Origin of the sequence: Jatrophihabitans sp., from assembly GCA_036399055.1 — a bacterium.
In the GTDB taxonomy this organism is placed as follows: Bacteria; Actinomycetota; Actinomycetes; order Mycobacteriales; family Jatrophihabitantaceae; genus Jatrophihabitans_A.
In genome coordinates, this window is record DASWNX010000046.1 from 38,701 (window position 1) to 63,295 (window position 24,595).

22 protein-coding genes, 2 tRNA genes, 1 pseudogene and 1 riboswitch are annotated in these 24,595 nt (G+C 69.9%); of the genes and pseudogenes, 10 read left to right on the forward strand and 15 right to left on the reverse strand.

Annotation, left to right across the window (positions count from 1 at the left end):
* The first annotated feature begins 70 nt into the window (after window positions 1-70).
* Window positions 71-952: an oligoribonuclease gene (gene orn / locus VGB75_20075; GenBank protein HEY0169347.1), complete on the forward strand. Its 882-nt coding sequence runs from the start codon at window positions 71-73 to the stop codon at window positions 950-952.
* 40 nt (window positions 953-992) lie between these two features.
* Window positions 993-1,068 (forward strand) — tRNA-His (locus tag VGB75_20080).
* Between the two features lie 109 nt (window positions 1,069-1,177).
* Here VGB75_20080 and VGB75_20085 read toward each other — a convergent pair.
* The gene (locus VGB75_20085; protein ID HEY0169348.1) at window positions 1,178-1,375 is read right to left on the reverse strand and encodes a hypothetical protein; all 198 of its coding nucleotides are present in this window, start codon (window positions 1,373-1,375) and stop codon (window positions 1,178-1,180) included.
* A gap of 194 nt (window positions 1,376-1,569) precedes the next feature.
* Window positions 1,570-2,505, reverse strand: a complete 936-nt coding sequence (locus VGB75_20090; protein ID HEY0169349.1) for an NAD(P)/FAD-dependent oxidoreductase — start codon at window positions 2,503-2,505, stop codon at window positions 1,570-1,572.
* A gap of 79 nt (window positions 2,506-2,584) precedes the next feature.
* Between VGB75_20090 and VGB75_20095 the strand changes: the two genes are divergently transcribed.
* Window positions 2,585-3,187 (forward strand): XRE family transcriptional regulator, encoded by a 603-nt coding sequence (locus VGB75_20095; GenBank protein HEY0169350.1) that lies wholly within the window; start codon window positions 2,585-2,587, stop codon window positions 3,185-3,187.
* A 73-nt stretch (window positions 3,188-3,260) separates the two neighbouring features.
* Entirely contained in the window at window positions 3,261-4,505 is a 1,245-nt protein-coding gene (locus VGB75_20100) for an ATP-grasp domain-containing protein (GenBank protein HEY0169351.1), read from the forward strand.
* Between the two features lie 32 nt (window positions 4,506-4,537).
* On the opposite strand, the gene bluB is transcribed toward VGB75_20100, so the two are convergent.
* The 7 genes from bluB to VGB75_20135 are packed head-to-tail and all read right to left on the reverse strand — an operon-like array spanning window position 4,538 to window position 14,404.
* Window positions 4,538-6,280 carry a 5,6-dimethylbenzimidazole synthase gene (gene bluB, locus VGB75_20105; protein ID HEY0169352.1) on the reverse strand — a complete coding sequence of 581 codons (1,743 nt, stop codon included), beginning with the start codon at window positions 6,278-6,280 and terminating at the stop codon, window positions 4,538-4,540.
* Window positions 6,277-7,758, reverse strand: a complete 1,482-nt coding sequence (cobC, locus tag VGB75_20110; protein HEY0169353.1) for an Rv2231c family pyridoxal phosphate-dependent protein CobC — start codon at window positions 7,756-7,758, stop codon at window positions 6,277-6,279. Before cobC ends, bluB begins: the two co-directional genes overlap by 4 nt.
* Entirely contained in the window at window positions 7,755-9,113 is a 1,359-nt protein-coding gene (locus VGB75_20115; GenBank protein ID HEY0169354.1) for a cobyrinate a,c-diamide synthase, read from the reverse strand. The genes cobC and VGB75_20115 overlap by 4 nt, the downstream gene beginning before the upstream one ends.
* Window positions 9,110-9,724, reverse strand: a complete 615-nt coding sequence (gene cobO, locus VGB75_20120) for a cob(I)yrinic acid a,c-diamide adenosyltransferase (protein ID HEY0169355.1) — start codon at window positions 9,722-9,724, stop codon at window positions 9,110-9,112. The genes VGB75_20115 and cobO overlap by 4 nt, the downstream gene beginning before the upstream one ends.
* Window positions 9,724-11,892 (reverse strand): VWA domain-containing protein, encoded by a 2,169-nt coding sequence (locus tag VGB75_20125; protein HEY0169356.1) that lies wholly within the window; start codon window positions 11,890-11,892, stop codon window positions 9,724-9,726. Before VGB75_20125 ends, cobO begins: the two co-directional genes overlap by 1 nt.
* Window positions 11,889-13,442, reverse strand: coding sequence for a cobyric acid synthase (locus tag VGB75_20130; protein HEY0169357.1), 1,554 nt, complete (start codon window positions 13,440-13,442; stop codon window positions 11,889-11,891). Before VGB75_20130 ends, VGB75_20125 begins: the two co-directional genes overlap by 4 nt.
* Window positions 13,439-14,404, reverse strand: a complete 966-nt coding sequence (locus VGB75_20135; GenBank protein HEY0169358.1) for a cobalamin biosynthesis protein — start codon at window positions 14,402-14,404, stop codon at window positions 13,439-13,441. Before VGB75_20135 ends, VGB75_20130 begins: the two co-directional genes overlap by 4 nt.
* A gap of 101 nt (window positions 14,405-14,505) precedes the next feature.
* Window positions 14,506-14,644: riboswitch (cobalamin riboswitch) on the reverse strand.
* A 160-nt stretch (window positions 14,645-14,804) separates the two neighbouring features.
* Here VGB75_20135 and VGB75_20140 point away from each other — a divergent pair.
* A tRNA-Lys gene (locus VGB75_20140) sits at window positions 14,805-14,877 on the forward strand.
* 409 nt (window positions 14,878-15,286) lie between these two features.
* Window positions 15,287-15,568 carry a hypothetical protein gene (locus VGB75_20145; GenBank protein ID HEY0169359.1) on the forward strand — a complete coding sequence of 94 codons (282 nt, stop codon included), beginning with the start codon at window positions 15,287-15,289 and terminating at the stop codon, window positions 15,566-15,568.
* Between the two features lie 121 nt (window positions 15,569-15,689).
* On the opposite strand, the gene VGB75_20150 is transcribed toward VGB75_20145, so the two are convergent.
* From VGB75_20150 to VGB75_20160, 3 genes and pseudogenes are all read right to left on the reverse strand, one after another.
* Entirely contained in the window at window positions 15,690-16,640 is a 951-nt protein-coding gene (locus VGB75_20150; protein HEY0169360.1) for an alpha/beta hydrolase, read from the reverse strand.
* 391 nt (window positions 16,641-17,031) lie between these two features.
* Complete coding sequence (locus VGB75_20155; GenBank protein HEY0169361.1) at window positions 17,032-17,535, reverse strand: hemerythrin domain-containing protein; 504 nt, start codon at window positions 17,533-17,535, stop codon at window positions 17,032-17,034.
* Between the two features lie 225 nt (window positions 17,536-17,760).
* Window positions 17,761-17,850, reverse strand: a pseudogene (locus VGB75_20160) (LysR family transcriptional regulator).
* A gap of 239 nt (window positions 17,851-18,089) precedes the next feature.
* On the opposite strand from VGB75_20160, the gene VGB75_20165 reads away from it, so the two are divergent.
* Together VGB75_20165 and VGB75_20170 are read left to right on the forward strand one after the other, a co-directional pair.
* Window positions 18,090-18,872, forward strand: a complete 783-nt coding sequence (locus tag VGB75_20165; protein ID HEY0169362.1) for a phosphotransferase — start codon at window positions 18,090-18,092, stop codon at window positions 18,870-18,872.
* Window positions 18,873-19,031: 159 nt separating this feature from the next.
* Entirely contained in the window at window positions 19,032-19,640 is a 609-nt protein-coding gene (locus tag VGB75_20170) for a class I SAM-dependent methyltransferase (protein ID HEY0169363.1), read from the forward strand.
* 272 nt (window positions 19,641-19,912) lie between these two features.
* Here the strand turns inward: VGB75_20170 and VGB75_20175 are convergent, their stop codons facing one another.
* The gene (locus VGB75_20175) at window positions 19,913-20,893 is read right to left on the reverse strand and encodes an SRPBCC domain-containing protein (GenBank protein HEY0169364.1); all 981 of its coding nucleotides are present in this window, start codon (window positions 20,891-20,893) and stop codon (window positions 19,913-19,915) included.
* Between the two features lie 11 nt (window positions 20,894-20,904).
* Window positions 20,905-21,225, reverse strand: coding sequence for a metalloregulator ArsR/SmtB family transcription factor (locus VGB75_20180; GenBank protein ID HEY0169365.1), 321 nt, complete (start codon window positions 21,223-21,225; stop codon window positions 20,905-20,907).
* A gap of 187 nt (window positions 21,226-21,412) precedes the next feature.
* Here VGB75_20180 and VGB75_20185 point away from each other — a divergent pair, with 187 nt between their 5' ends.
* Window positions 21,413-21,766: an ArsC/Spx/MgsR family protein gene (locus tag VGB75_20185; GenBank protein HEY0169366.1), complete on the forward strand. Its 354-nt coding sequence runs from the start codon at window positions 21,413-21,415 to the stop codon at window positions 21,764-21,766.
* Between the two features lie 100 nt (window positions 21,767-21,866).
* Here VGB75_20185 and VGB75_20190 read toward each other — a convergent pair whose 3' ends face one another.
* On the reverse strand, window positions 21,867-22,430 hold the full coding sequence (locus tag VGB75_20190; GenBank protein ID HEY0169367.1) for a hypothetical protein: 564 nt from the start codon (window positions 22,428-22,430) through the stop codon (window positions 21,867-21,869).
* Between the two features lie 829 nt (window positions 22,431-23,259).
* Here VGB75_20190 and VGB75_20195 point away from each other — a divergent pair.
* Complete coding sequence (locus tag VGB75_20195) at window positions 23,260-24,591, forward strand: extracellular solute-binding protein (protein ID HEY0169368.1); 1,332 nt, start codon at window positions 23,260-23,262, stop codon at window positions 24,589-24,591.
* The last annotated feature ends 4 nt before the right edge of the window (window positions 24,592-24,595 follow it).

Below are 24,595 nucleotides of genomic sequence, written 5' to 3' on the forward strand. Positions count from 1 at the left end.
GCCTCCTCTGGCTCGCTCAAACACGGTTCGCAGGTTCCAGGCGTGCGATTCTGCTCTACGCTTCGCCCTCGTGACCGAAAAGGAAGTGAAGGACGACAAGCTGGTCTGGATCGACTGCGAGATGACCGGGCTGGAACTCGGCCGGGACGCGTTGATCGAGATCGCCGTGCTGGTGACCGACTCCGAGCTGAACGTGCTGGACGAGGGCCTGGACATCGTGATCGGCTGCGCCGACGACGTGCTGGAGACGATGGTGCCCTTCGTGCGTCAGATGCACGAGAGCTCGGGCCTCACCCAGCTCGTCCGGCAGTCCACGGTGACCCTGGGCCAGGCCGAGCAGCAGGTGCTTGACTACATCAAGCGGTTCGTGCCCGAGGCCCGCAGCGCCCCGTTGTGCGGCAACTCCATCGCCACCGACCGCGGCTTCATCGTTCGGGACATGCCAGACCTCGACGCGCACCTGCACTACCGGATGATCGACGTCTCCTCCATCAAGGAGCTGGCCCGGCGCTGGTACCGCCGGGTCTACTTCGGCCAACCGGCCAAGGGCCTGGCGCACCGGGCGCTGGCCGACATCTACGAGAGCGTGCAGGAACTGCGCTACTACCGGGCGACGATCTTCGTCCCGCCGCCCGGGCCGACCACCGAGGAGGCCGCCGCCGCCGCCGCCGCCGTGCTGGGCGCCGCCGCGGACGCCAGGCAGGCGCCTGACCCTGGCTCGGCAGCCCATCCCGGGCTGGCGGTCGATCCGCACTCGACGGCTGCCACCGACCCGGTCGCGGCCGCCGCCGCCCTGGGCGCCGCCGCGGGCGCGGCTTCGGCGGCCGGGCCGAGCCTGGCGGCCGGGGCCGTCGCCGCGATCGTCGCTGACACCGGCTCCCAGCCGCCTGCGCAGGCGCCGCAGGAGCCCGCCGACCCGGTCGTGCCAGAGACCGGTCAGCCGCTAGACTGATCGAGCTTTGCCGGTCGCCGCCGCGGCCGGCAAGGTGATGGTGGGTGTAGCTCAGCTGGTAGAGCGCCGCGTTGTGGTCGCGGATGTCGCGGGTTCGAGTCCCGTCACTCACCCCAATGCGATCGAGCCCCTGGCCCGCGGATGCGGCCAGGGGCTCTGTCGTCCCGCCTCCCAGGCGCCGGGTGTCAATCGGGTGTCAACCGGGTGGCGGCCGGGCTGCTCCCGCTAGGCGGCGCTGCCAGCGGAGCGGGCCAGCAGCCGGACACGCAGCCGGTGCAGGTGCGGCATCAGGCCGTAGATGACGATCGGGACCGCGACCGTGCTCAGCACGAAGGTCCGCGGGATGGCAGGCATCGCCTTGAGCCAGTCACCCAGCGCGAGGTTGAGGATGGCCAGGGTCGGGAAGACGCACAACCAGATCATCAGCGCCAGTTGATGCTTGCTGGGCGGGGAGACCCTCTGCGGGCTCGGGCTCGGGCTCGGGCCCGGGCTCGGGCTCGGGCTCGGGCTCGGGCCCAGGCTCGGACTTGGGCCCGGGCCCGGGTTTGGGTTTGGGTTTGGGTTGGGGCCGTTCGGGGTTGTTCGGTGGGACATTGATCCTCCTCGATGAGGGCGCCTCAGAGCAGGACGCCCTGAGTGACGTCGTGAACGGCGTCGCGGACGTCTTCTTCGACCAGGTCGGCGTTGATGGCGATGGCGGCCGCGGACCCTTCGCCGGCGGCGGTGATGACCTGGGCTCGCGGGTTGGCGACGTTGCCGGCCACCCACACGCCGCAGACGCTGGTCTGTCCCTGGGGACCGGCCACCACCCAGCCGTCGGAGTCCAGAGCGCAACCGAGGCTGACGAGGACGTCGTCGTTCGCGGCGAAGCGCGGTGGCACGAACAGCGCGTCCCGGTGGATGCTCCGGCCGTCCTCCATCTCGACACCGCGCAGGCGGTCCTCAGCGGCCAGGACCCGGGTGACGGTCCCTTCGACGATCCCGATGGCCCTGGCCGTCAACTGCGAGCGCTGGTCGTCGGTCAGCGTGCCCGACGGTGCGAAGAACACCACGTCGTGTGACCACTGCCGGACTATCTGGGCGTAGTGGACGGCGCCGAGCGCACCGCCGAGAACGCCCAGCCTCTGCTCTCGCACCTCGTGACCGTGGCAGTACGGGCAGTGCAGCACATCCCGCGCCCACCGCTCACGCAGGCCCGGGAGGTCGGGCAGCCCGTCGCGCAGGCCGGTCGCCACGAGCAACCGCCGCGCCGACACGCGCTGGCCGTCGGAGAGCAGGACCTGGAAACCGGACCGGTCGCGCCGAAGGACCTGCGTGACCGAGCCGTCCCGGATCACGCCGCCGTAGCCCCTCACCTCCTTCCGGCCGGCGGCCAAGAACTGCCCGGGCGGCATGCCGTCCCGCGAGAGGAACCCGTGCATGTGCGCGGCCGGGGCGTTGCGCGGGGCGCCCGCGTCCACCACCAGAACCTCGCGTCGGGCCCGGGCCAGCACCAATGCCGCTGACAGTCCGGCGGCGCCGCCGCCGATGATCACCACGTCGTATTCGCTCATGTCGCCAAGGGTGGCCCCGCGATTCCCAATCCGACAACAAACGTTGCTGTTTATGGGAAACCCGGCGCAGAATGGGGCGATGCGCGACACCACGACAGCGATCGCGGCCGCGATCGACCAGGTCGGCCCCCGGTTGAAGCAGCTGCGCACCCAGCGCGGTGTGACGCTGACGGCTCTGGCCGAGGCGACCGGCATCTCCAAGAGCACCCTGTCCCGGCTGGAGTCCGGGCAGCGACGGGCCAGCCTGGAACTGCTGCTCCCGCTCGCGCAGGCGTACCGGGTCCCGCTGGAGGACCTGGTGGGAGCCCCGGAGGTGGGCGATCCCCGGATCCGGCTCAAGCCCAGCAGGGTCAACGGCCGCACCGTCCTGCCGCTGACCCGTCAGCCCGGCGGCATGCAAGCGTGGAAGATCATCATCCCGGTGAGCAGCGGCGAGCCGCAGCCCAAGACGCACGAGGGCCACGAGTGGCTGTACGTCCTGTCCGGGCGGATGCGCCTCATCCTGGGCGAGCATGACCTGGTCCTCGGCGCCGGCGAGGTCGCTGAGTTCGACACCCGAGTGCCGCACTGGTTCGGCAGCGCCGGCGAGCAGCCGGTGGAGATCCTGAGCCTGTTCGGGCCGCAGGGCGAACGGATGCACACCCGAGCCAGGTCCGTCTCCAAGCGAGGTGACACGAGCTGAGCTCGTGGCCGGCCAGCACCGGCTAGCGTGGCACCGATGACACAGCGCCGACCCGTGACGAGGTAGCCCAGCCATGCCCGAACAGCGCCGGCCGGTCGCGGTGGTCGTCGACTTGTACACCTGTAGCCACTTCCTGCTGGACGCCTTCACCGCGCTCGGCATCGACGTGGTGCAGGTCAAGAGCGATCCGGAGCTGCCCGCGTTCGGAGCGGAGATGGCCTACCTGGCGACTGTGTCCGGTGACGACCCGGCTGAGCTGGCCGACCAGCTCGTGCCGTACTCCCCGATCGCCGTGGTCGCCGGGCAGGAGACCGATGTGCTGCTGGCCGACGCCCTCTCCGAGCGGTTGGGGCTGCCCAGCAATGGAACGGCGCTGTCCTCGGCCCGCCGGGACAAGTTCGACATGGCCGAGGCGCTGCGCCGGGCCGGGGTCCGGTGCGCCGATCAGTTCAAGAGCGGCAGCGCCGAGGACGTGGTGGCCTGGGCCGAGGCGGCCGGGCGCTACCCGGTGGTGGTGAAGCCGCTGGCCTCGGCCGCGACCGACAAGGTCGCCATCTGCGCCGACGCCGCTCAGGTGCGCGAGGCGGCCGAGACGATCCTGGGCGCCCAGACGATCTGGGGCGAGGTCAATCACGAGGTGCTCGTCCAGTCCTACCTCGATGGGATCGAGTACGTGGTGGACATGGTGTCCTGGCAGGGCCGGCGTTACACCTGCGGCGTCTGGGAGTACCGCAAGCGGCAGGTCGGCGTGCACAACATCTATGACTACGAGATCCTGCTGCCGGCCGAGGACAACAGGGTCGGCGAGCTGGTCGGCTACGTCGACAGCGCGCTGCGGGCGCTGGGCATCGAGTACGGGCCGACCCACGCCGAGGTCATCATCACGCCGGACGGCCCGGCGCTGGTCGAGGTCGGCGCCCGGACCGCCGGCAACCTCAGCCCCGCCTTTCACGACCTGTGCCTCGGGGCCAATCAGGCCGGCCTGACCGCGCTGGCCTACGCCCGCCCGCAGGAGTTCGGAGATCGCTACGCCGGCCGGTGCTACACAGCGCTCTGCCAGGCCTGGGTCTACAACACCCCCACCGACCGCGAGGGAGTCGTCAAGCACGTCGACCGGGACGTGGTGGCCGAGATCGAAGGCCTGCAGACGGTGTCGGAGGTGATCGTCAAGCTCCGGGAGGGCTGGCGGATGAGGCCGACCGTCGACCTGCTGTCCAGCACGCTCAAGGTCTTCCTGGCATCGGACTCGACCGAGGCCCTGCGACGTGACTACCAGCGGATCACCGAGTTCAAGGACCGGGTCTACCAGCTTGAGTGAGCGCCGGGCGGCCCCCGGCCGGTCCGGTCGGCTCAGCCGCTGACCTGGCCGGCCGTCCGGCGAACCCGCAGTCCGGTCAGCAGCAGTCCCGCCGCCAGGCAGGCGCCCACTCCCTCACCGGCGCGCAGCCGCAGTTCCAGCAGCGGCTCCAGGCCGAGTCCGGTCAGCACGGCGGAGTGCGCGAGCTCGCGGCTGCGCTGGCCGGCGATCAGGTAAGCCTGCGCGGCGGGTTCGAGTCCAATCGCGAGCAGCGCCGCGACACTGGTGGCGCAGCCGTCCAGCACCACTGGCGAGCCGGCTTGCGCCGCGCCGAGCACCACACCGGCCAGCATCGCGAACTCCGGGCCACCGAGCGCGGCGAGCAGGGTCAGCGGCTCGGCCAGGCCGTCACCGTGGCGGGCCGCCGCGCGGATGCCCGCCGCTGTCACCACGGACCGCTTGCGCTCCAGCATGGCCGCGTCGGCGCCGACCCCGAGGCCCACCGCCTGCTCAGCGGTCAACCCGAGCAGGCTGGCGGCCAGGGCGGCCGCGACCGTGGTGTTGCCCACCGCGACCTCGCCCAGGCACACCAGACCGGTGGCTGCCGCCGCCCGGCCCAGGCTCTTGCCCTCGTCCAGCAACCGCATGACGTCGGCGCTCGACAGCGCGTCGGAGGCGACCAGGTCGCCCTGCCGGTCCCGGGCCCTCGCGCGGACCGCCCGCACCGACAGCCCGGCCGCCCGCGCGGCGCTGGCGCCCAGTGACTGACCCGCCACGGTCGCGGCGAACACGTCCTCGCTCACGCTGGGCGGGTACGCCGAGATCTGATGCGCGGTCACCGGGTGCTCGGCCGCGACCAGCACCAGCGAGCCGCCGTCCAGGTCTGGACGCCCCAGTGCCAGCACCCGGTTCACCGCCGCGTCCAGGACTCCGAGCGAGCCCGGCGGGCTCAGCAGCCGGTCGCCGGTGTCCCGGGCGGCCACCACCGCCCGGGGCTCGGGCGCGCGAAGCTCTGCCCTGGCCGGCGGCTGGGCGGCGGCCGGCGCCAGATAGGACGGGGGTGGCGGCGGCTGACCCTCGTCCGGCCAGCGCTCGCTGAGCACCACCTGGTCCAGGGTGAGCCGCTGTGACCAGCCGGCTCGTTCCAGCCCCGGCTCGGGCGGGCGCTCGTCCGGCCAGCCCAGGCAGAGCCAGCCCAGCGTCTGGACGCCGTCGGGCAGCCGCGTCAACCGGGCCAGGTCAGCCGGCTGGAACAGCGTCACCCAGCCGACGCCGAGGCCGGCGGCCCGGGCCGCGAGCCAGATGTTCTGGATGGCGCAGGCGCAGCTCCACAGGTCCGCGTCGGGGAAACCGGCTCGGCCCAACACCCCGGCGGCGGCGGCCCGCCGGTCGCAGGCGACCACGATGCCGACCGGCGCCTCCCGGATGCCTTCCAGTTGCAGATCCAGCAGCCGCGCCCGCCGGTCCGGTTCCAGCAGCTCGGCCTGGCGCAGCCGCTCCCGGTCCGACAGCAGCGCAGCGCGGTCCCGGGTGGCCTGCTCGGTGACGACCAGAAACCGCCACGGCTGGGAGTGACCGACCGACGGGGCCTGGTGCCCGGCAGCCAGCACGCTGCGCAGCAGGTCCGCCGGCACCGGGTCGGGGCGGTACCGGCGGATGTCACGGCGGGCGCCGATCACCCGGTGCAGCGCCGTGACGGTCTCAGCGCCGAGCGCCCAACCCGACGGGTCGGCGGCCCGCTCGGCGGCAGCGGTGGTGTCGCCGATCAGCGGTGTCGGCCGGGGCCAGCTCGTCAACGGGCGCCGAGTCGGTCCAGGGCAGCCAGCAGTGGCTCGGTGGCTGCCTCGTCGCGCACCGCGATCCGGATCCAACCCGGGCCCAGGCCGGGAAAGGTGTCGGCCCGGCGCACCGCGATGCCCAGTGCCCGCAGCGGGGGGTGCAGGGCGGTCAGGGCCGGGTGCCGGGTCAGCACGAACGGCCCCACTCCGCGTGGGTGGACGTCGAAGCCCCGGCGTGCCAGCTCCGCGGCCAGCGCGTGACGGCGTGCGGTGACCTCGGTTGCCCGGCGGCGCGCCTCGGGCTGCGCCGCGGGCGACAGGCAGGCCTCGGCGGCGGCCAGCGCCGGGGTGGAGACCGACCAGTGCGGTTGCACCGCGGCGGCGGCGGCTATCGCGTCGGCGTCACCGAGCAGGTAACCGATCCGCAGGCCGGCCAGCGCCCAGGTCTTGGTCAGCGAGCGCACCACCACGATGCCGCTCAGGTCCTCCTGCTCGGCAAGGCTTTCCGGCTCACCGGGCACCGAGTCCAGAAACGCCTCATCGACCACGACCAGGCGGCCGGGCCGACGCAACGCCAGCAGCGCCTGCCTCGGATGCAGCGTGCCGGTCGGGTTGGTCGGGTTTCCGATCACCACCAGGCGGGCCTCGTCCGGTATCCGAGCCGGATCAAGGCAAAACCAGTCCGAGGAGTCCAGCAGCACCCGCTCGATGCGCCAACCGGCTGCCCGCAGGGCGACCTCCGGCTCGGTGAACTGCGGGTGGACGATGACCGCCAGCCCGGGAGGAAAGCCTTGCGCCAGCAGGGTGAACGCCTCCGCGGCGCCCGCGGTCAGCAACACCTGATCCGCCGGTCGACGGTGCCGGGCTGCGGCGGCGGCGGTCGCGGCCCGCGAATCCGGATAGCGGCCCAGCTGCCCGCAGGCCGCCGTGATCGGCTCGCTCAGCCAGGCCGGCATCGGCTCGGCGCTGACGTTGACGGCGAAGTCGAGCAGCTCTTGGCCTAGCTCGGCGTCACCGTGATGGCGCAGGTCGACCAGCCAGTGCCTGGCGATCGCCACCGTGGCTCGCGGGCTGGCGGTCTTGCCGACCAGCAACTCGACCGCGGCCGCGGGGTTGCCGGTCCGCCAGCCCGGCAGGCCCAGCAGGGCGGCCGCCTCGGCCACGCTGGGGGTTGCCAGCGCCGCCTCGACCACTGGGCTGGGATGCGGCACGGGCACCTTGGCCAGCGCCGGGGCCGAATGCGACGCCAGCGGAACGCCGAGTTCGGCGGCGAGCTCCACCAGTCCCTGCTCGCGCGCCTTGCTGTCCACCGTCGCGATCGCGGTCACCGCCGAGAAGTCCAGGCCGAGCTGGTCCAGGGCGATGCCGAGCAGCGCCCGCACCTCCTCGACCGACACCCCGAAGCTGGCGCCCATGCCGGCGACCAGCATCGGTTCGGCGGTCAGGGCCGGACCCGCGTCCGCCGGCCGGCGCGGGCGGGGCCCGAAGCCTCTCACCTGCAGGCCTCGACGAAACGCTGGGCGGCCGAGGGCTGGCCGGCCCAGTGGGTGTGCAGGTAGGAGGCGTGGACGCCGGCCGCGCTGAAGCCCTGCCGGCGGCCGCCCTGATCGCCGGCGTAGCGCCAGGCGGCCACTGGCCCGTGCTCGGGATCGGTGACGGTGCGGTGGAACTCATGGCCGTGCACCCGCTCGCCGGCCCGGGCGACAGCGGAGTCGGCTTCGGCGACCGCCTCCCGGTAGCCCAGCGTCAGCTTGGCCGTCAGCTGGGCCCGGGCCTGGATCCGGCCGACCATCGGCTTTCCGTCCAGCTCGGCAGCCAGGTACAGCAGGCCGGCGCACTCGGCCACGATCGGCCCGTCGAAGGCGGCCAGGTCCGCGCGCAGGCCGGCGTTGTCCGACAGCGCCTCGGCGTGCACCTCGGGAAAACCGCCGCCGATCACCACGCCCCGGCTGCCGCTGGGCAGCTCGGCGTCGCGGGTCGGGTCGAAGGGCAGCACCAGCGCCCCCGCCGCGGTCAGCAGCTCGGTGGTCTCTGCGTAGCTGAAGGTGAAAGCGGGCCCGGCGGCCACCGCGACCGGCACCCCGTCGCCGACCCGCTCGACCTCGTCGGCCGGGTCCCAGGCGGGCGCGGTCAGCGGCGGCGCCGACTCCGCGATGGCCCGCACCGCGGCCAGGTCGAGGCTGGCCTCGATGAGGTCGGCGAGCGCGGCCACCGTCGCCTGCGCTTCGGCGTGCCGTTCGGCGGCCGGGATGAGACCCAGGTGCCGGGACGGGGTGACCACCGCCGCGGACCGGCCGATCGAGCCGACCACCGGCACGCCGACCTCGGCCAGCGCCTGGCGCAGCAACAGCTCGTGCCGGTCGCTGCCGACCCGGTTGAGGATCACCCCGGCGATCCGGATGCCCTTGTCGAACAACTGCATTCCGAGCACGAGCGCAGCCGCGGACCGGCCTTGGGCGGTGGTGTCGAGCACCAGCAGGACAGGCGAGCCGGTGAGCTGGGCGATGTGGGCGGTGGAGGCGAAATCACCCCGACCGACCATGCCGTCGTGCAGGCCCATCACGCCCTCGATGACGGCGATGTCGGCCGGCCGCGGGGTCATCGCGGCATGCCGCAGCAGCGGCGCTATCCGGTCCTCGCCGACCAGCCAGGCGTCGAGGTTGCGCCCCACCCGGCCGGCGGCCAGCGCGTGGTAGCCGGGGTCGATGTAGTCCGGGCCGACCTTATGGCAGCTGACCTGAAGTCCCTGGCGGCGAAAGGCTGCCAGCAGCCCGGTGGCCACCATGGTCTTGCCGGCGCCGCTGGCCGGAGCGGCGATCACGAGCCGGGGCAGGCTCAGCGGCGGGCTCACCACTCGATCCCCCGCTGCCCCTTCTGGCCGGCGTCCATCGGATGCTTCACCTTCGTCATCTCGGTGACCAGGTCGGCGTAGTCCACCAGCGCCGGCGCGGCGTCGCGACCGGTGATCACCACGTGCTGCGAACCGGGCCGGGCCGCGAGGGTGGCGACGACCTCGTCCGGGTCGACCCAACCCCACTTCATCGGATAGGTGAACTCGTCCAGGACGTAGAAGCGGTAGGTCTCGGCGGCCAGGTCACGCTGGATCTGGCACCAGCCCTCCTGGGCGTCGGCGGCGTGGTCGGCCTCGCTGCCGGGACGCTGGATCCAGGACCAGCCCTCCCCCATCTTGTGCCAGGCCACCGACGCGCCCTGGCCGGTGCTCTGATGGACGGCGTTCAGCGCGGTGAACGCCGACTCCTCACCGACTTTCCACTTGGCGCTCTTGACGAACTGGAACACCCCGACGCTCATGCCAGCGTTCCAGGCCCGCAGCGCCATGCCGAAAGCGGCGGTCGACTTACCCTTCATCGGGCCGGTGTGCACCATGGTCAGCGGCCGGTTGCGCCGCTGCCGGGTGGTCAGGCCGTCCGCCGGGACGGATTCGGGTTTTCCTTGCGGCATCAGGCGGCCTGCCAATCGTTGACTAGGGAGGTGAGCGGCTCGCTGGTGACCTCGGCCAGCGGCAGGTACTGCGCGTGCAGGTCATAGGCCAACCGTTGCGCCAGGCCGAGCCGGACCAGCCCCCGCTCGCAATCGATGACCACCATGTCGTGATCGCGCAGTCCGGCGCCGGCGCGAGCCGCGGCGCGGGTGTCGGCCCGCCCGTCGGTGATCAGCACGATCAGCGGCCGGCGCAGCGGATCGCGCAGCAGTTCGGTGCGCACCACCTGCGCGGCCTTGGCCACCCCGGCCGCCAGCGGGGTGCGCCCGCCGGTGGACAGGTCCTCCAGCCGCCGGGCCGCGTGGGAGACCGAACCGGTCGGCGGCAGCACCAGCTCGGCGCCCTTGTCGCGAAAGGTGATCAGGCCGACCTTGTCCCGGCGCTGGTAGGCGTCCAGCAGCAACGACAGGATCGCCGCCTTCACCTCGCCCATCCGGGCCCGGGCGGCCATCGACGCGCTGGCGTCGACCACGAACAGCACCAGGTTGCCCTCTTTGCCGCGCTGGTCGGCGCGCCGGAGGTCCTGGCCCGTCAGCTTGAGCGGACCGGCGTCGCGGCCCCGGTCCACCTGGTGCAGGGCGGCGGCGGCCACCGTGGCCCGCAGGTGGATCGGGCCGGCCTGGCTGCCGGCCGGCAGCGCGCGCACGGTCCGGCCGCGTCCGGTCCGGGCAGCGGCCCGGCGGCCGGGGGTGGCCAGTGACCCGCCGCTGCCGCGCAGCACCTTCGCGCGGCCGGCCTGGCCGGTGGCGGCGGTGCTGGCCGGCGGGGTCGCGGCGCCGCCTTCGGGGCTCTTGCTCTGGGCGTCGGCTTGCTCTCCGGCGTCGCCCTGCGGTTCTTGCTGGTTGTTCTGCGGCTGCTGGCCTTGGCGGCTCGGGGCGCTGTCGGGAGCGCTGTCGGCGTCGGGGGTCCTGTCGGCGTCGCGGGCGCTGTCGGCGTCGGCGGAGTCCTCGGGCGGCGCGCCGCCACCGCCGGGCTCGGGCGGCTCCGGCTCGGCGTCACGGGCTCGTTCCAGCGCCTGGTCCAGGGCGTCGGCGTCCATGCCGGGCTGGTCGAAGGGATTGCGCCGGCGGCGGTGCGGCAGCGCCAGCAGCGCCGCGGCCCGGACGTCGGCTTCGGTGACCGCGGTGCGGCCGTGCCAGGCGGCGTGCGCGACGGCGGTGCGGGCGGTGACGATGTCGGCGCGCATCCCGTCGACGTCGAAGGCGGCGCACACCTCGGCGATCTGGCGCAGCGCCGCGTCACCGAGCACGACCTCAGGCAGCAGCGTGCGGGCGGCGACGATCTGCGCCGCGAGCTCGGCCTCGGCCTCAGACCACCGCTGAGCGAAGCCGGCCGGGTCGGCGTCGGCGTCCAGGCGCCGGCGGACCACCTCGACCCGGACCGCGGGGTCCCGGCTGGCCGAGACGTCCACGGTCAGGCCGAACCGGTCCAGCAGCTGTGGCCGCAGCTCGCCCTCCTCGGGATTCATCGATCCGATAAGGACGAACCGGGCTGGGTGGCTGACCGAGACGGCGTCGCGCTCGACGTGGTTGCGGCCCATCGCCGCGGCGTCGAGCAGCACGTCCACCAGGTGGTCGGCCAGCAGGTTGACCTCGTCGACGTAGAGAATGCCCCGATGCGCGCTGGCCAGCAGCCCCGGCTCGAAGGCCCGGACGCCGTGCGCCAGCGCCCGTTCCAGGTCCAGTGAGCCGACCACCCGGTCCTCCGAGGCGCCGACCGGCAGCTCCACCAGCCGGGCCGGCACGGTCACCGCCTCCACGGTGGGATGCGCGCCGGCGGGGTTCAGCTCGTCGGAGTTCCGGCCGCCTGGAGTCAGGCCGGCGGCGTGCGGGCCGTCCGGGCAGTGCGGCTCCGGCGCAGCCGGGTCGCAGCCGAACCGGCAGCCGGCGACCACCTCGATGGCCGGCAGCAGCGCGGCCAGGCCGCGGACCGCCGTCGACTTGGCGGTGCCCTTCTCACCGCGCACCAGCACCCCGCCGATGGCCGGTGACACCGCGTTGAGCAGCAGGGCCAGCCGCATCTCCTGCGCGCCGAGCACCGCGGAGAAGGGATAGCCCTGGTCGCCGGCGGGTCCCTCACCGCTGGCGGGAGCCTTGCCGTTGACGCTCATGGTCAGATCTTCGGTCATCTAGTCGGTGCTCCTGGTGGCAGAGACGGCAGGCCGCGCGGCGGGCCGGTGGTGATCAGATCGGTCAACGCCTCGACGTCGAGGCCGGCCTCGAGGGCGTCGGCCAGCCGGTCCAGCTGGCCGGTCCGGCCGGCGGCGATGTCGACGCCGGGCGCGGGGGTGAAGTCGCGACCGGCCAGCGCCGCCGCCCGGCTCAGGAACCGACGCCGGAACTCGTCGCTGTCGAAGGCGCCGTGCCACATGGTGCCCCAGACCGAGCCCACCCGGTAGCCGTCCAGAAACGGCTCGACCTCGCTCACGGCGCCGCTGGTGGCGTTGCCGGCGCCCCCGGCGCCCGCAGCGGCTCCGGGCAGCAGCGAGGTGAGGCCGTGGTGGATCTCGTATCCGGTGGTCACCGGCGCTCCGAACGCCTCGCCGGCAGGCCGGCCGAGGATCTTGTCCTGCTTGAAGCGCACCGCCACCGGCAGCAGCCCGAGCCCCGGCACCGTGCCGGCGCCGGACTCGACGTCGTCGACGATGGTGTGGGCCAGCATCTGGTAGCCGCCGCAGATGCCGAGCACCGGGCGGCCGCGCTCGGCGCGCTCGGTCAGCGCCGTCGCCAGGCCCTGCTCGCGCAGCCAGGCCAGGTCGGCGACGGTGGCCCGGCTGCCCGGCACCACGACCAGGTCCGCGGCGAGCACCTCGGCCGGCGAGGCGGTCCAGCGCACCGAGACGCCGGGCTCGGCGCCGAGCGCGTCGACGTCGGTGGAGTTCGACGTGCGTGGCAGCCTGATCGCGGCCACCGTGAGCCGTTCGGCGCCGACCGGCGGCCCGCCGTCCAGGGCCAGCGGGGTGGACAGCGAGTCCTCGGCGTCCAGTCGCAGCTCGGGCAGCCAGGGCAGCACCCCGAACACCGGACGTCCGGTCAGCTCGGTCAGCATCTGCAGGCCCGGAGCCAGCAGCCGGTCATCGCCGCGGAACTTGTTCACCACGAAGCCGGCGATCAGGGACTGGTCGCGTTCGCTGAGCAGCGCCAGGGTGCCGTAGAGCGAGGCGAAGACGCCGCCCCGGTCGATGTCGCCGACCACCAGGGTGGCCAGGTCGCGCTGGTCGGCCAGCCACATGTTGGCCAGGTCGCTCTCGCGCAGGTTGATCTCGGCGGGGCTGCCGGCGCCCTCGCAGATCACCACGTCATAGCGCTGGCGCAGCTCGTCGTAGCTGGCCAGCACCTCTTTGCGCAGCGCGGACTTGAGCTGCCGGTAGTCCAGCGCGCTGGCCTCGGCGTAGGGGCGGCCGTGCAGCAGCACGTGCGAGCGCCGGTCGCTGCCGGGCTTGAGCAGCACCGGGTTCATCAGCACGCTGGCCTGGATGCCGCAGGCCTGGGCCTGCAGCGCCTGGGCCCGGCCGATCTCGCCGCCGTCAGCGGTCACCGCGGAGTTGTTGGACATGTTCTGGGCCTTGAACGGAGCGACCGAGACGCCGCGCCGGGCCAGCAACCGGCACAGGCCGGCGGTGAGCAGGCTTTTGCCGGCGTCGGAGCTGGCGCCGGCGACCAGCAGCGAGCCCTTCACGCCGGTGCGCCGTTCCGGGTTCTGGCCATCTCCCGCAGGTGCATGGCGGCCAGCAGCACGGCCAGGCTCGCGTACTGCGTCAGGTGGCTGAGCCTCGTCGCACGCCGGATGTCCTCGGGCTGCGGCGCCCGGCCCGAGCCCAGGATCGGGCGGTGCTCGGTGTGGCTGGGGTAGCTGGTCGGACCGCCGAGGGTGAGGCCTAGCGCGCCGGCGGCGGCGGCCTCGCACTGGCCGGCGTTCGGGCTCGGGTGGGCCGCGGCGTCGGAGCGCCAGGCGCGGTAGCTCTCAGCAGGTGAGCCGCCGACCTGGCCGGCCAGGGCCACGGTCAGGGCGGCGGTCAGCCTGGCCGGGACGAGGTTGGCGAGGTCGTCCAACCGGGCGGCGGCGGTGCCGAACCGGGCGTAGCGGGGCGAGCGGTGCCCGACCATCGCGTCCAGGGTGTTGACGGCGCGGTAGCCGAGCAGGCCGGGCAGGCCCGCGACGGCGCCCCAGAACAGCGGCGCGATGACCGAGTCTGAGGTGTTCTCGGCGACCGACTCCACGGTGGCGCGGGCTATGCCGCCGCTGTCCAGCTGGGCGGGGTCGCGGCCGCACAGGCTGGGGATCAGGGCCCGGGCTGCCTCGGTGTCGTCGCGGTTCAGCGCGGCGGCCAGGTCGGTGGCGATCCGGCGCAGGCTGCGGCCGCCGACCACGGCCCACGTCGCGGCGGCGACTGCCAGCGTTCTGCGGGCCGGACGCCGGACGACGCGCCGTTCGACCAAGGCAGCCGCGGCGGCCACCGGCAGCACACAGGCCAGCGCGTACCTCGCGCCGGCTCCGTGGTCGTCGCGGTACAGGCGCCGTTCCAGGGCTGCGGCGGCGGCGCCGAAGCCGGCGACTGGGTGGCCGCGGCGGGGGTCGCCGAGCAGCTCGTCGGCCAGCACGCCGAGAACCAGCCCAGCCGCGACCGGGAGCCGTGACATCTAGTGCCTGCGTCTACTGAGGCGTTGCCGGGCGTGCCGGGTTGCCGTTGTCATCAAAACCTCCGTCGGGTGTCCACGCCCTGGGGCTGCTCCGACGGCCGAAGTATCCTGGCTCCCGAATCCACCGGGCCTCAGGCCTGGCACGCTCGCCCCATCTTCCAGCCGCGAGGCCGTGATGTAGCGGGGTCCGCTCATCGGTGACAGTGGCGGGACCGCGCCGGATTCGCACCGGACTTCCTTCACTGCCGTCGTTGCCGACCACCCAACCACAGGGGTCCGGGGCGGTCAACGCGGGGTCATCGGCAGGTGGGCGCTGGGTGCCCTGCCGGATTTCAAGGCCTCCGACGGGCTCTGCTAAGGTTCTGTCTCGTGCCCACGCCAAGGGGCATGGATGTTGTACGCGCCGCTAGCTCAACTGGCAGAGCAGCTGACTCTTAATCAGCGGGTTCGGGGTTCGAGTCCCTGGCGGCGCACATACGTTGTATTCCATGAACAGTTCCACCCGCTTGGTAGCAGAGGGCGTCTAGGACTCTCGCTGCCGCATGGCCAGCCATCGCTCCGAATACCCGTATCTGAGAGCTACGCAGGCGACAGGGACTACGCAGTTGCGCAGGCGACAGGGACTATGCAGTTGCGCAGGCGACGGGAACTACGCAGTTGCGCAGGCGAGCGAAGAGACGACCCCGCTGCCACCGGGCGAGACGGCCAATCCGCGGATGGGAACTCGACCCGGCTGAGCCGGCCTGCACGAGAACGGCGGCATCGAGACTCTCGGGCCCCGCCTTTCGCTCGGGAGCTGTAGCTGCCATTTCTCGAACCGTGTTGATCAGAGCAGGTGGTCAACAGGGGCATGATCAGCTCCGGGTCGCTACGGTGGCGTACGTGACCCAATCAACCGGAGACATCGAGCCGCACGACGGCATCGACCCGCACCACAACGCCGAAACTGAAGCGACCGAGCAGAACCAGTCCAATGCCCTCAGCCGGGCAGCTGACGGTGGGCCGCCGCCCACCGACGCGCCGAAGGCAGGCTCGGCGCCGCAGCTGAGCGGAACGGCTGCCGGCGACCCTCTGGACGGCGTCACTTTAGACGACGCCGCCGCTGAGGAAGCAGTCTCAGGCGACACCGGTCCGGAGCACCCCGGAACGCGTCGCTCGAGCTGAACACGAAGCGGTTGTTCTGCTGTTAGCTGCTTGCAGTCGGCTAGAGCACCTCGCACCTACTCGGCAAGCGTCCGCAGGATGCCGCCTCAGGCTCGCAAACCACGCCGTCACGATTCAGCAGTTACGGGCTGCAGTATGTGCCGGTGGGCGTGATCTGGGTGCCCGACAGGTATCTGCCGAACCAGCGGACGATCCCGTCGATGACTCGCGATTGTTGGTTGAGGACGGTTTCGAAATTGCAGAGGTAGGCGTTGGCGTGCAGGGTGGAGTTCTGAATCACGACCAGCGAGTGTGGGACCTGTGCGGCTCGCAGGGCGTCGTTCATCGCATGCGCGCCGTTGACGGGGATGACCTCGTTGTCGCTGTTGAAGAACAGCAGCGGCCCGTCGCCGGTGCTGACGTGCGAGATCGGTGAGGCGACCACATCCTCACGGTTCGGGCAGTTGCCCGGGATACAGCCGAGCAATTGCCTGACGTTGGTCGCGGCGTCACCGCCGCCTTCGCGGTAAGTGATCCCGAGGTCCATGGGTCCGGACGTCGCGACTGCGGTCTTGATGCGGATGCCGTGTTCGGGTCCGTAGGTGTCGAGCAGGGCGGACAAGTGTCCGCCCGCGGAAGGGCCGAACGCGCCGAGCCGGGTCCCGTCAGCGCCGTAGTCTGCGGCGTGCTGGCCAACCCAGCGGGTCGCGGTCTTGACGTCGGTGTAGACCTGGGGCCAGCTCGGCAAGGTGGGCGTGGAGAGCGTGTAATTGATCGAGAACACGGCGAAGCCGTTCTGGGCGAAATAGGTGGCCTGCGCGGCCAGCGTCCGGCTGTCGTTCGCTTTCCAGCCACCGCCGTGGATCAGGACGATCGATGGCTCACCGGTCACACCGGTGGGTAGGTAAACGTCCAGCGTCTGGGCGGCGCCGTTGCCGTACCGCACATCGAACTGGCACGTCACTCCGGACCCGCACGCCGAAGCCTCCGCGCCGGCGTACGTCTGCGCGGACGCGATGGACGGTGCGGTGACTGCAGCGGACATCGCGCCAACGGCGATCGAGAGTCGAAGGAGCCGGGCGAGAATCGACATGGTGCCTCCAGGGGCCGAGCTACTGGATAACGTGCCGCACGATATGACATAAATCGTACCGATTAGCGGCTTTGGGACGTTTCTACAGATGGTGCCCTGGTCGTAGCCGAGCTGGGCACCGACGCCTATCAAGGATCAACCGACACAACTCCGTCAAGCATCGCCCGAAGGTCGAGGCGCACCTACGTTGTGATTCTGACTTCGCACATCGGTTGAGATATCGCTGCCAATCACCGAGAAGGTGGTATCCCTCGATCTGCGGGCTTGCTACGAGTATCTGATGGCGAGCAGATCGAACGCGTCAGTCCTCAGGCTCAGGGGCACAAACGTAGGCGGTCACGGTGGCGTTGCCGTGATCGCTCTCTCGCTCTCTGCGGCCCAAGCGTGCTAGTCAGCTGTTGGAGTCGATGTACTCCTCGGCGTCCTTGTTCTCGGTGTTCACCCCGACGCCAGCTTGGTGCTCGGCATAGAACTGCAACCACGCCATCGCCAATTGGTGACGAAGCTCGGGTGTGGTGCTTTTGATGAGGTCCGGAAGCGCCTCACGCTCCTCCTCGTCCAGATGCTCGCCGTTCTCGGCACGGGCCTTGCCGACCGCCTCGAACCAGGCTTCGGTGCCTACTCGGTGCCTGCGGGCCTCCGCAACCGCGTCGCGGATCTTGTTGTGATCCTCGATCGCGTCCTCAGTTTCATCCTCGGGATCGCCGGCTATGCCCTTCTTCAGCAGCGCTGGGTAGAACACCGTCTCCTCGGCCTCAGCGTGGGTTTCCAACTTGGTCGCCAGCACCTCCCACACGGCCGCCAGCTCCACCTCGCTGGTGGCGTAGTCCAGGTAGAAGAACTGACGCCGAAACCAGTCATGATCGGCATAGATCAAATCGACGATGTCCGCCATCCCTGCGCTCCGTTCGGTTGCTCGTGCGCGCCCCGCCAGCTGGGGGCCATGCCTGTGGACTCTATGGCCCCGCGAAACCGACGGCTGACCGGCACCGCTGCGGTAACGACGGCTCGCTCCCCTTTCGGCTGTCCTCATGCCGCGGGGCGGCCCGAGGAGTTCAACCCCTGCGCCGGTCAAGGCAACCCGCCGCGTCGTGCGGTCGAACAACGGAGTACCCAGCTCTCGTTCCAATCGCCGCACGAGCTCACTCAGCGTCGGCTGGGCCACGTGCAGACGGTCCGCCGCACGCCCGAAGTGCAACTCAGAGGCCACCGCAACGAACGCCTCAAGTTAACGAAGTTCCACGTCCCGGACACTACGTGCTCACAGGCCAGTGCCCCACACCGCGAACCGGGACCACCAGAGCGTGCGCGTCACGGCGAGCCCATCCATGGCGCATGCTTGTAGCAGCTGCGAAACCCATAGCGCCCCCGTCACCGGGACGACCACCGGACGGCTTTGCTGGGGACGCCGCCAGATGCAGCCACGCTCTGCGGTGAGACGATCGCCAGGTGGACGAAGAGGGCCGGCTGCCGGGCGGCAATGCCGATGGCGCCCTGCGAGTGGGCGATACGGTGCGTCGCCCCGTCGGACCGTGGACACCGTCGGTGCACGCGCTGCTGGCCCATCTGTCGGCGTGCGGGTTCAGCGGAGCGCCGCATGCCTTGGGCATCGACGAGGCCGGACGAGAAATCCTCAGCCTGCTGCCCGGGCACACCGTGGGCGCCCAGATGCCGTGGCCACCGTGGGTGCACAGCGACTCCGCGCTCATCCAGGTCGCAACGTGGTTGCGGTCCTTGCATGCAGCCGTCGCCAGTTTCGTTCCTCCGTTCGACGCTGTGTGGCGGGAGGGCGGGTGCTGGCGTCCGGGTCTGATCGTCGGGCACAACGATGCGGCGCCGTACAACGCCGCGTGGGATGACGATGGCCGGCTGGTCGGCTTCTTCGATTGGGACTTTGCCGGCCCCGTGACGGCAGAGTGGGACCTCGCGTTCACCGTCTTCGCCTGGGTGCCGCTGCACGCGCGCCACGTGGTGGAACGAGAGGGTTTCACCGCACTCGATGATCGGCGCCGGCGTCTGGAGTTGTTCCTGGCCACCTACGGTTGGACGGGCGCATCGCACGATTTCGTGGCCACCGTTCAAGCTCGGGTCCTCGCCGCCGCCGATGGCATCAGCCGCATCGCCCAGACCGGCGACCTGGTCTACGTGAAGATGATCGAACGAGGGATCGACGCCGATCTCAGAACCGCCGCCACAGAGCTCGACGACTTCCGCGCACAGTTGGCGGCGTGAGGACGAAACCGGTCCCGGTCGGTGATTCCGCGCTCGGGGCGGACGGTCATCGGGCTTCACTGCGCCGTCGATCTCGTCGCGGGCAGTGATCTCAGCCTCGACCAAGGTGCGCAGAAACTCAACTAGCTAGCCAGAACATCACTGGTCTACCGTGACCGGGTGGAGCCTTTCGATGCCCTCGCCGAGGAGTACCAGCGTGTACACGCCGACAATCCGTTTCAGCGCTCGGCCATAGCGGACCTTCTCAGCCGGCTCCCGCCGCGCTCATCGGTTCTGGACTTGGGCTGTGGGTCAGGGATCCCAGCAGCACAATCATTGGCGGCTGCAGGCCATCACGTGACCGGCATCGATGTGTCCGCTCGCATGGTGGAGTTGGCCAAGCGACAGGTGCCGGAGGGCGAGTTCTTCCAACAAGACATGATGCAGGCGCGTTTTGACGATGCGACCTTCGACGCCGTTGTCGCGTACTTCTCGCTCCTGATGCTCCCGAAGAGTGATGTGGCCATCATGCTCGACCGAATCTATGGGTGGCTACGACATGACGGCCTGCTCTCGCTGGGCATGGTGAATTTCGACGCGGACGCAGAGCCAGTGGAGTTCATGGGAGTACAAGTTCGAGTCACTGGCTACCCACCTGATGGGATGGCGGACGCAATTCTGCGAGCGAAGCTGAACCTCCTCTCACTTGAGACTGTGGAACATCAACCGTCAGTCGGACCGATCGAGCCGCAGATTTTTTGCCTCGCCCACAAGGCGGCGACATCCTGAGCGGATCCCTTCGGGTGTGGTCGATTATCTCTACTGGGTAGGCATCCAAAGCGAACTGGCTGGGCGCCAGCGCGAATATCGAATCGCGAATCGGTAGCTGATCATTCGCCTCACCATGGCTGATCACTCGGGGTGCAGGCGGCGGACCACTTCGCGCAGCGTGCTGTCGCCAGGCAACCGCGCCGCTTCTCCGCGCGCAGGTGACCCCAGCTTCAGGGGCTCCCAGCGGCCGGACCCCGGCAAGGCGCCAGCATTGAGGGATCTCGCGGCGGTCAGGCCAGTAGCGCCTCCAACCGCGCGTAGGTCGGTTCCATGCCCTCGACCATGCCGGAGTCAAGCGCCTGATCGCGCGCCTGGCGGTCGGGGTAGGTGTGCACCTGGGTGAGCAGCGTGCCCTCGTCGAGCGGGGTCAGCGTGATGACCTGCAGCGTCTCGGGCCCGTCGTCGCCGAACATGCGCTCGGTGGTGACGAGCCGGTGCGGCGCCTGCGCGTCGTGGAGTTCACCGCCGAACTCGAAGCCGTCAGTGCCGTCCTCGCGTGCCCACCCAAACCGGTACGTCTGGCCCACGGTCATCGTCCAGTAGCACCTGGTCATAACCCAGCCGTCAGGGCCGAGCAGCCATTGGCGCATGAGCTCCGGTTCCGTGTGGGCCTGCCAGACCTGCTCGACCGAACCACGGATGATGCGGCTGATGCGGATCTGGGTCTCGCTGAGGACGTCGAGCGTCGTGCCGCGGCCGGCCGCGAACGACTGCAGGTCGGCGAGCACGTCGTCCATCTGCGCCATCGCCGAGCGCAGACCCTCTTCCATGCCCATCTCGAGCAGCTGGGCGAGGGCCTCGGTCGACGGAAAGTGGGTGGTGGTCGTGACCCGGGACCCGTCCGGCGTCGATTCGAACCAGAAGCTCATGGACATCGACGGCATGTCCGTGTCAGGCGTCCCGTCGGGAAGGGTGAAGCCGTCGCGAACCTCGAACGACGCCACATCGCCCTCGGGCTCCTTGACCTCGGACCACTCCCAGTAGCCGCCGTGCGTCGACCCGTCCGGCCCGGTCATGACGTAGGCGCTCACGCCGCCAGGAAAGACGTCGTGCCGCGTGAAGGTCGCTGGGAACTGCGGCGGGCCCCAGAACTTCTCCAGCTGGCGCGGGTCGACGTAGGCGTCCCAGAGTCGGCGCAGCGGCACGGGAAAGTCGGCGACCACGGTCATGGCCAGGTTCTCGGGGTCCTTGGTGACGGAGGTGATGGGCATGGCGAGTCCTTTCAGGCGTCGTCGGTGAGGAGTGCGTCGAGGCGGTCAACGCGCGCCCGCCAGAGTTGTTCATAGGAGTCGAGCAGCGCTTGGGCGCGCTGGATCTGAGCCGGGTTGCCGCGGACGATGCGCTCGCGGCCGCGTGCATGCTTGATCACCAACTGCGCCCCTTCCAATACCGCGACGTGCTTCTGCACGGCGGCCCAACTCATCGCGTAGTGCTCGGCGAGTTCAGACACTGTCGCCTCGGCGACCAACGTGCGGCGCACGATGTCGCGGCGGGTGGCATCGGCGAGCGCCCGGAATAGGCGGTCGATCTCGGCGTCGCTCACAGGAAGTACAACCATTTGGTTGTACGCTAGCAGCGCTCATGGAAGCCCGCAAGCCGAGACATCGCGGCTCCTGCATTTCCGCTTACAGAGGCATGGCGGGCAGCCCGCAAGGCATCAAGCCGAGGCAGCCGTTCGTCGGTCCGCAAGGCATATTCGGTAGGCCTGCCAGCCCAGTACTCTGCCGAGCATGGCCGTCACGATCTTGCATAACACTGCCTGCTCGACGTCGAAGCATGCGTTGGCCCAAGCTGACAACAGCGGGACCGCCACCGAGGTCGTGCAGTACCTCAAGACGCCGCTCGACCGCGCCGCGCTGCTGGCCCTGATCGGCAAACTAGAAGATCCGCCGGCGGACCTGGTTCGCAAGGATCCCTACTTCGCTCAGCTCGGCCTCGACGCCGATGACTTCGTCACGCCCGAGGCCGTGGCCGATCTGCTTGTCGAGCATCCGCGCCTGATGCAACGCCCAGTGCTGATCAAGGGCGAGCGCGCCATCATCGGCCGCCCCAAGGACCGCGTTCGCCCCTTCCTGGAGTCCTAGCAGGCTGGCAGGCCGGCGTCGCAGCTCGCCCTCCTACGGATTCCTGCCGCGGACAGCGCTCGATAATCGTCGATGGACGCAGGTGGAGGTCGTCAGTCCTTCAGTTCCCGTCGGCCGGCGTGATAACCCGCTGCCGGCGTAAAGCCTCAATCGACGCTGACCCGTGATAGTCCAAAATCAGCTCAACTCCATCGACGAACTTCTGGAACACCGCCCGTTGCCTGAACTCGGTTGCCGCTCCTGATTCAATATGCAACTTCCGCAGTTCCTGACTTAGCCGGACAGCGGCTGCATGGCTCTCAACCCCAAGCCGTTGATCCTGTAGTAACTGCTCCAAGCCTTGGGCAAAGACCGCGATGCCACCTAGCGATGCAATTGTCCATGCTGGCGCTCCTGCCGCAACAGCGACGGGGACGCCAGCCGCGGCGGCGAGCGCGATACCGAGCAAGCTGTAAAACCGCCGGAGCCTGCCCTTCCCAGCCTTACTGTATCCGGATAGCAGCTCGTGGACCGCTTCCAAGTACTCCCGCTCGTGTGGCAGGGCGCCTGCAGGTGCCGCTCTTCGGCTGCCGTCATAGCCGCCGACGAGCCCGCCCCCTTCCTCCTCCTCCTCCAGAGTCAGAAACTGACGTAGGCACACGAAAGCAACCAACAGGATCACCATCCGGTGAAGCAGCGCAAACAGTCCTGACCTCCGGTTCATGGAGTCATCTTGACATTCAAATGCTGATCATGGTGCTTTATCGGGAGGTGTTGAAGCCCCGTTAATCTTATCTTGGCACTCGGCCAGCCAGTTTCTTTATTCTCGCCTTCAACACAAAAAACACAACAACAGTTCCGGTCAGCCCAACTAATAGTCCCCAGTAAGATGCTTCCGTAGAAATGCTTTCGGGTAGACATGCACCGGGGCTGAGCACAGGGCAATTTACGTCACTAACCAGACCCACGACTATCTGCGCCGGCCAGGCGACCGCAATGGCGAGGATCAATCCGTAGACGGTGCTGAGCGCGACACATGTCCAGTTATCCAACTCTTTAACTACCTGGGATGGCCTAGGCCAGCTGAAGACAACAACTAGCACGCCCACGACAAGGGCAACGATCGTGTTCATTTGATCCCATGAACCAGCGCTGGTCAGCGGCCCCACAGCGACTACTAAACCGCTAGCAGGAAGGCTGCCGGGTCAACGTCTCGATGCATGCCTACCCCCAGAGTCGATGGCTGCCTAACGTAGCCGAACGGCCCTGGCCCCACTTCGCCACAGCGCGCGGCGTCCCGCATCCCGCCTGCCACGCGCCAGCCCCCGCCGGACGAAGCTGGGCCTTTTCGGCGGCATTCCGAGAGCCGTCTTGCATCGATGTAACACATCAGACAAGATCTGCCCTTAAGTCACGCATCGGTCCAATGGAGGTGCCGCGATGGCGCGCATGATAAGCCCTCACAGGCTGGCAAAGCCAGGCACGCATTCCTGCGTGTCCGTAGCTGACGTCTTATGAGCGGACTTTCGCGTCGCCAGTTCCTCGCCGCTGGCGGCGGTCTCACTCTCGCCGGGGCGCTGTCGGCGTGTGGGTCCCCGGTCGCCACCAGCTTCTCCGGGGGCCAGCCGTCGACTGCTGACATCATCTTCTGGCACCTGTTCGGCGGTGGTGACGGCGCGAACATGGCCGCGATGGTCCAGAAGCACCAGAAGTCGAGCCGTCGGTCGGTTGAGGCCACGCTGCTGTCCTGGGGCAACCCCTACTACACGAAGCTAGCGCTGGCTGCCTCCAGCGGCCGTCCTCCCGACGTCGGGGTCACCCACCTGTCCCGGCTGCCGCTGCTCGCGCAGGCCGGTCTGCTGGAACCCATCGGGGACCAATTCCGCGCTGTCGGCATCACCGAGGACAAGTTCACCCCCGCTGCCTGGAAGAAGGCGACAGTCGAGGGCGCGACCTACGCGGTGCCCCTGGACACGCACCCGTTCGTGCTCTATTACAACACGACGATGGCCAAGAAAGCCGGACTGCTCGACGCTGCCGGAGCCCGGCTCAAGCCCATGTCGGGCGGCGATGACTTCCGCGACGCCATCAAAGCGATGAAGGACGCCGCCGGAGGGCAGTTCGGGGCCGTCGTCGCGGTCACTGCGAACCCGTCGACCTGCTGGCGTCTTTTCAGCATGGTCTATCTCGGTGCGGCCGAAGCACTCGTCTCCGATCAGGGCACCAAGGTCACCATCGACGAGAGCGCGATGGAGGAGACGTTCGCCTTTCTCCAGAGCCTCACCGGATCGCAGAAGCTGATGCCGAGCACAGCGACGTCGACGACGTCGTCAAGCCTGTTCAGCCAGGGCAAGGTCGGCTTCCTGTTCGACGGCGTGTGGCAGTTGCCGACCTACCGCACGGTCAAGGGTCTGAAGTTCAACATCGAGCCATTCCCCGCGATCCTCGGCTCCAAGCCGGTCGCCTACGCCGACTCGCACGGCCTGGTCATTCCCAAGGCCTCGGGTCGCTCGGAAAAGCGGACCACTGACGCCGTGAACTTCATCGGGGGTTTACTCGACCAGAGTTCGGTCTGGGCCGATGGCGGCCACGTGCCTGCGTGGCTTCCGGCACAGAAGAGCGAGGAGTTTCGGGCGCTGAAACCGCAGAGCAACTACATCCAGGCTGCCTTTAACGCGGTGTATGACCCGGTGGGCTGGTACACCGGCGCCGGCTCGGACTTCCAGACCGCGATGGGCTCCGTCGTGGCGAGCGTGCTCACCGGGTCCATCAGCCCCAAGCAGGGAGTGGGCGCCATCAGAAGCAGTCTGAAGACGTTCTCCACCGCTCGACCGCCCGTGACGTGAGGAG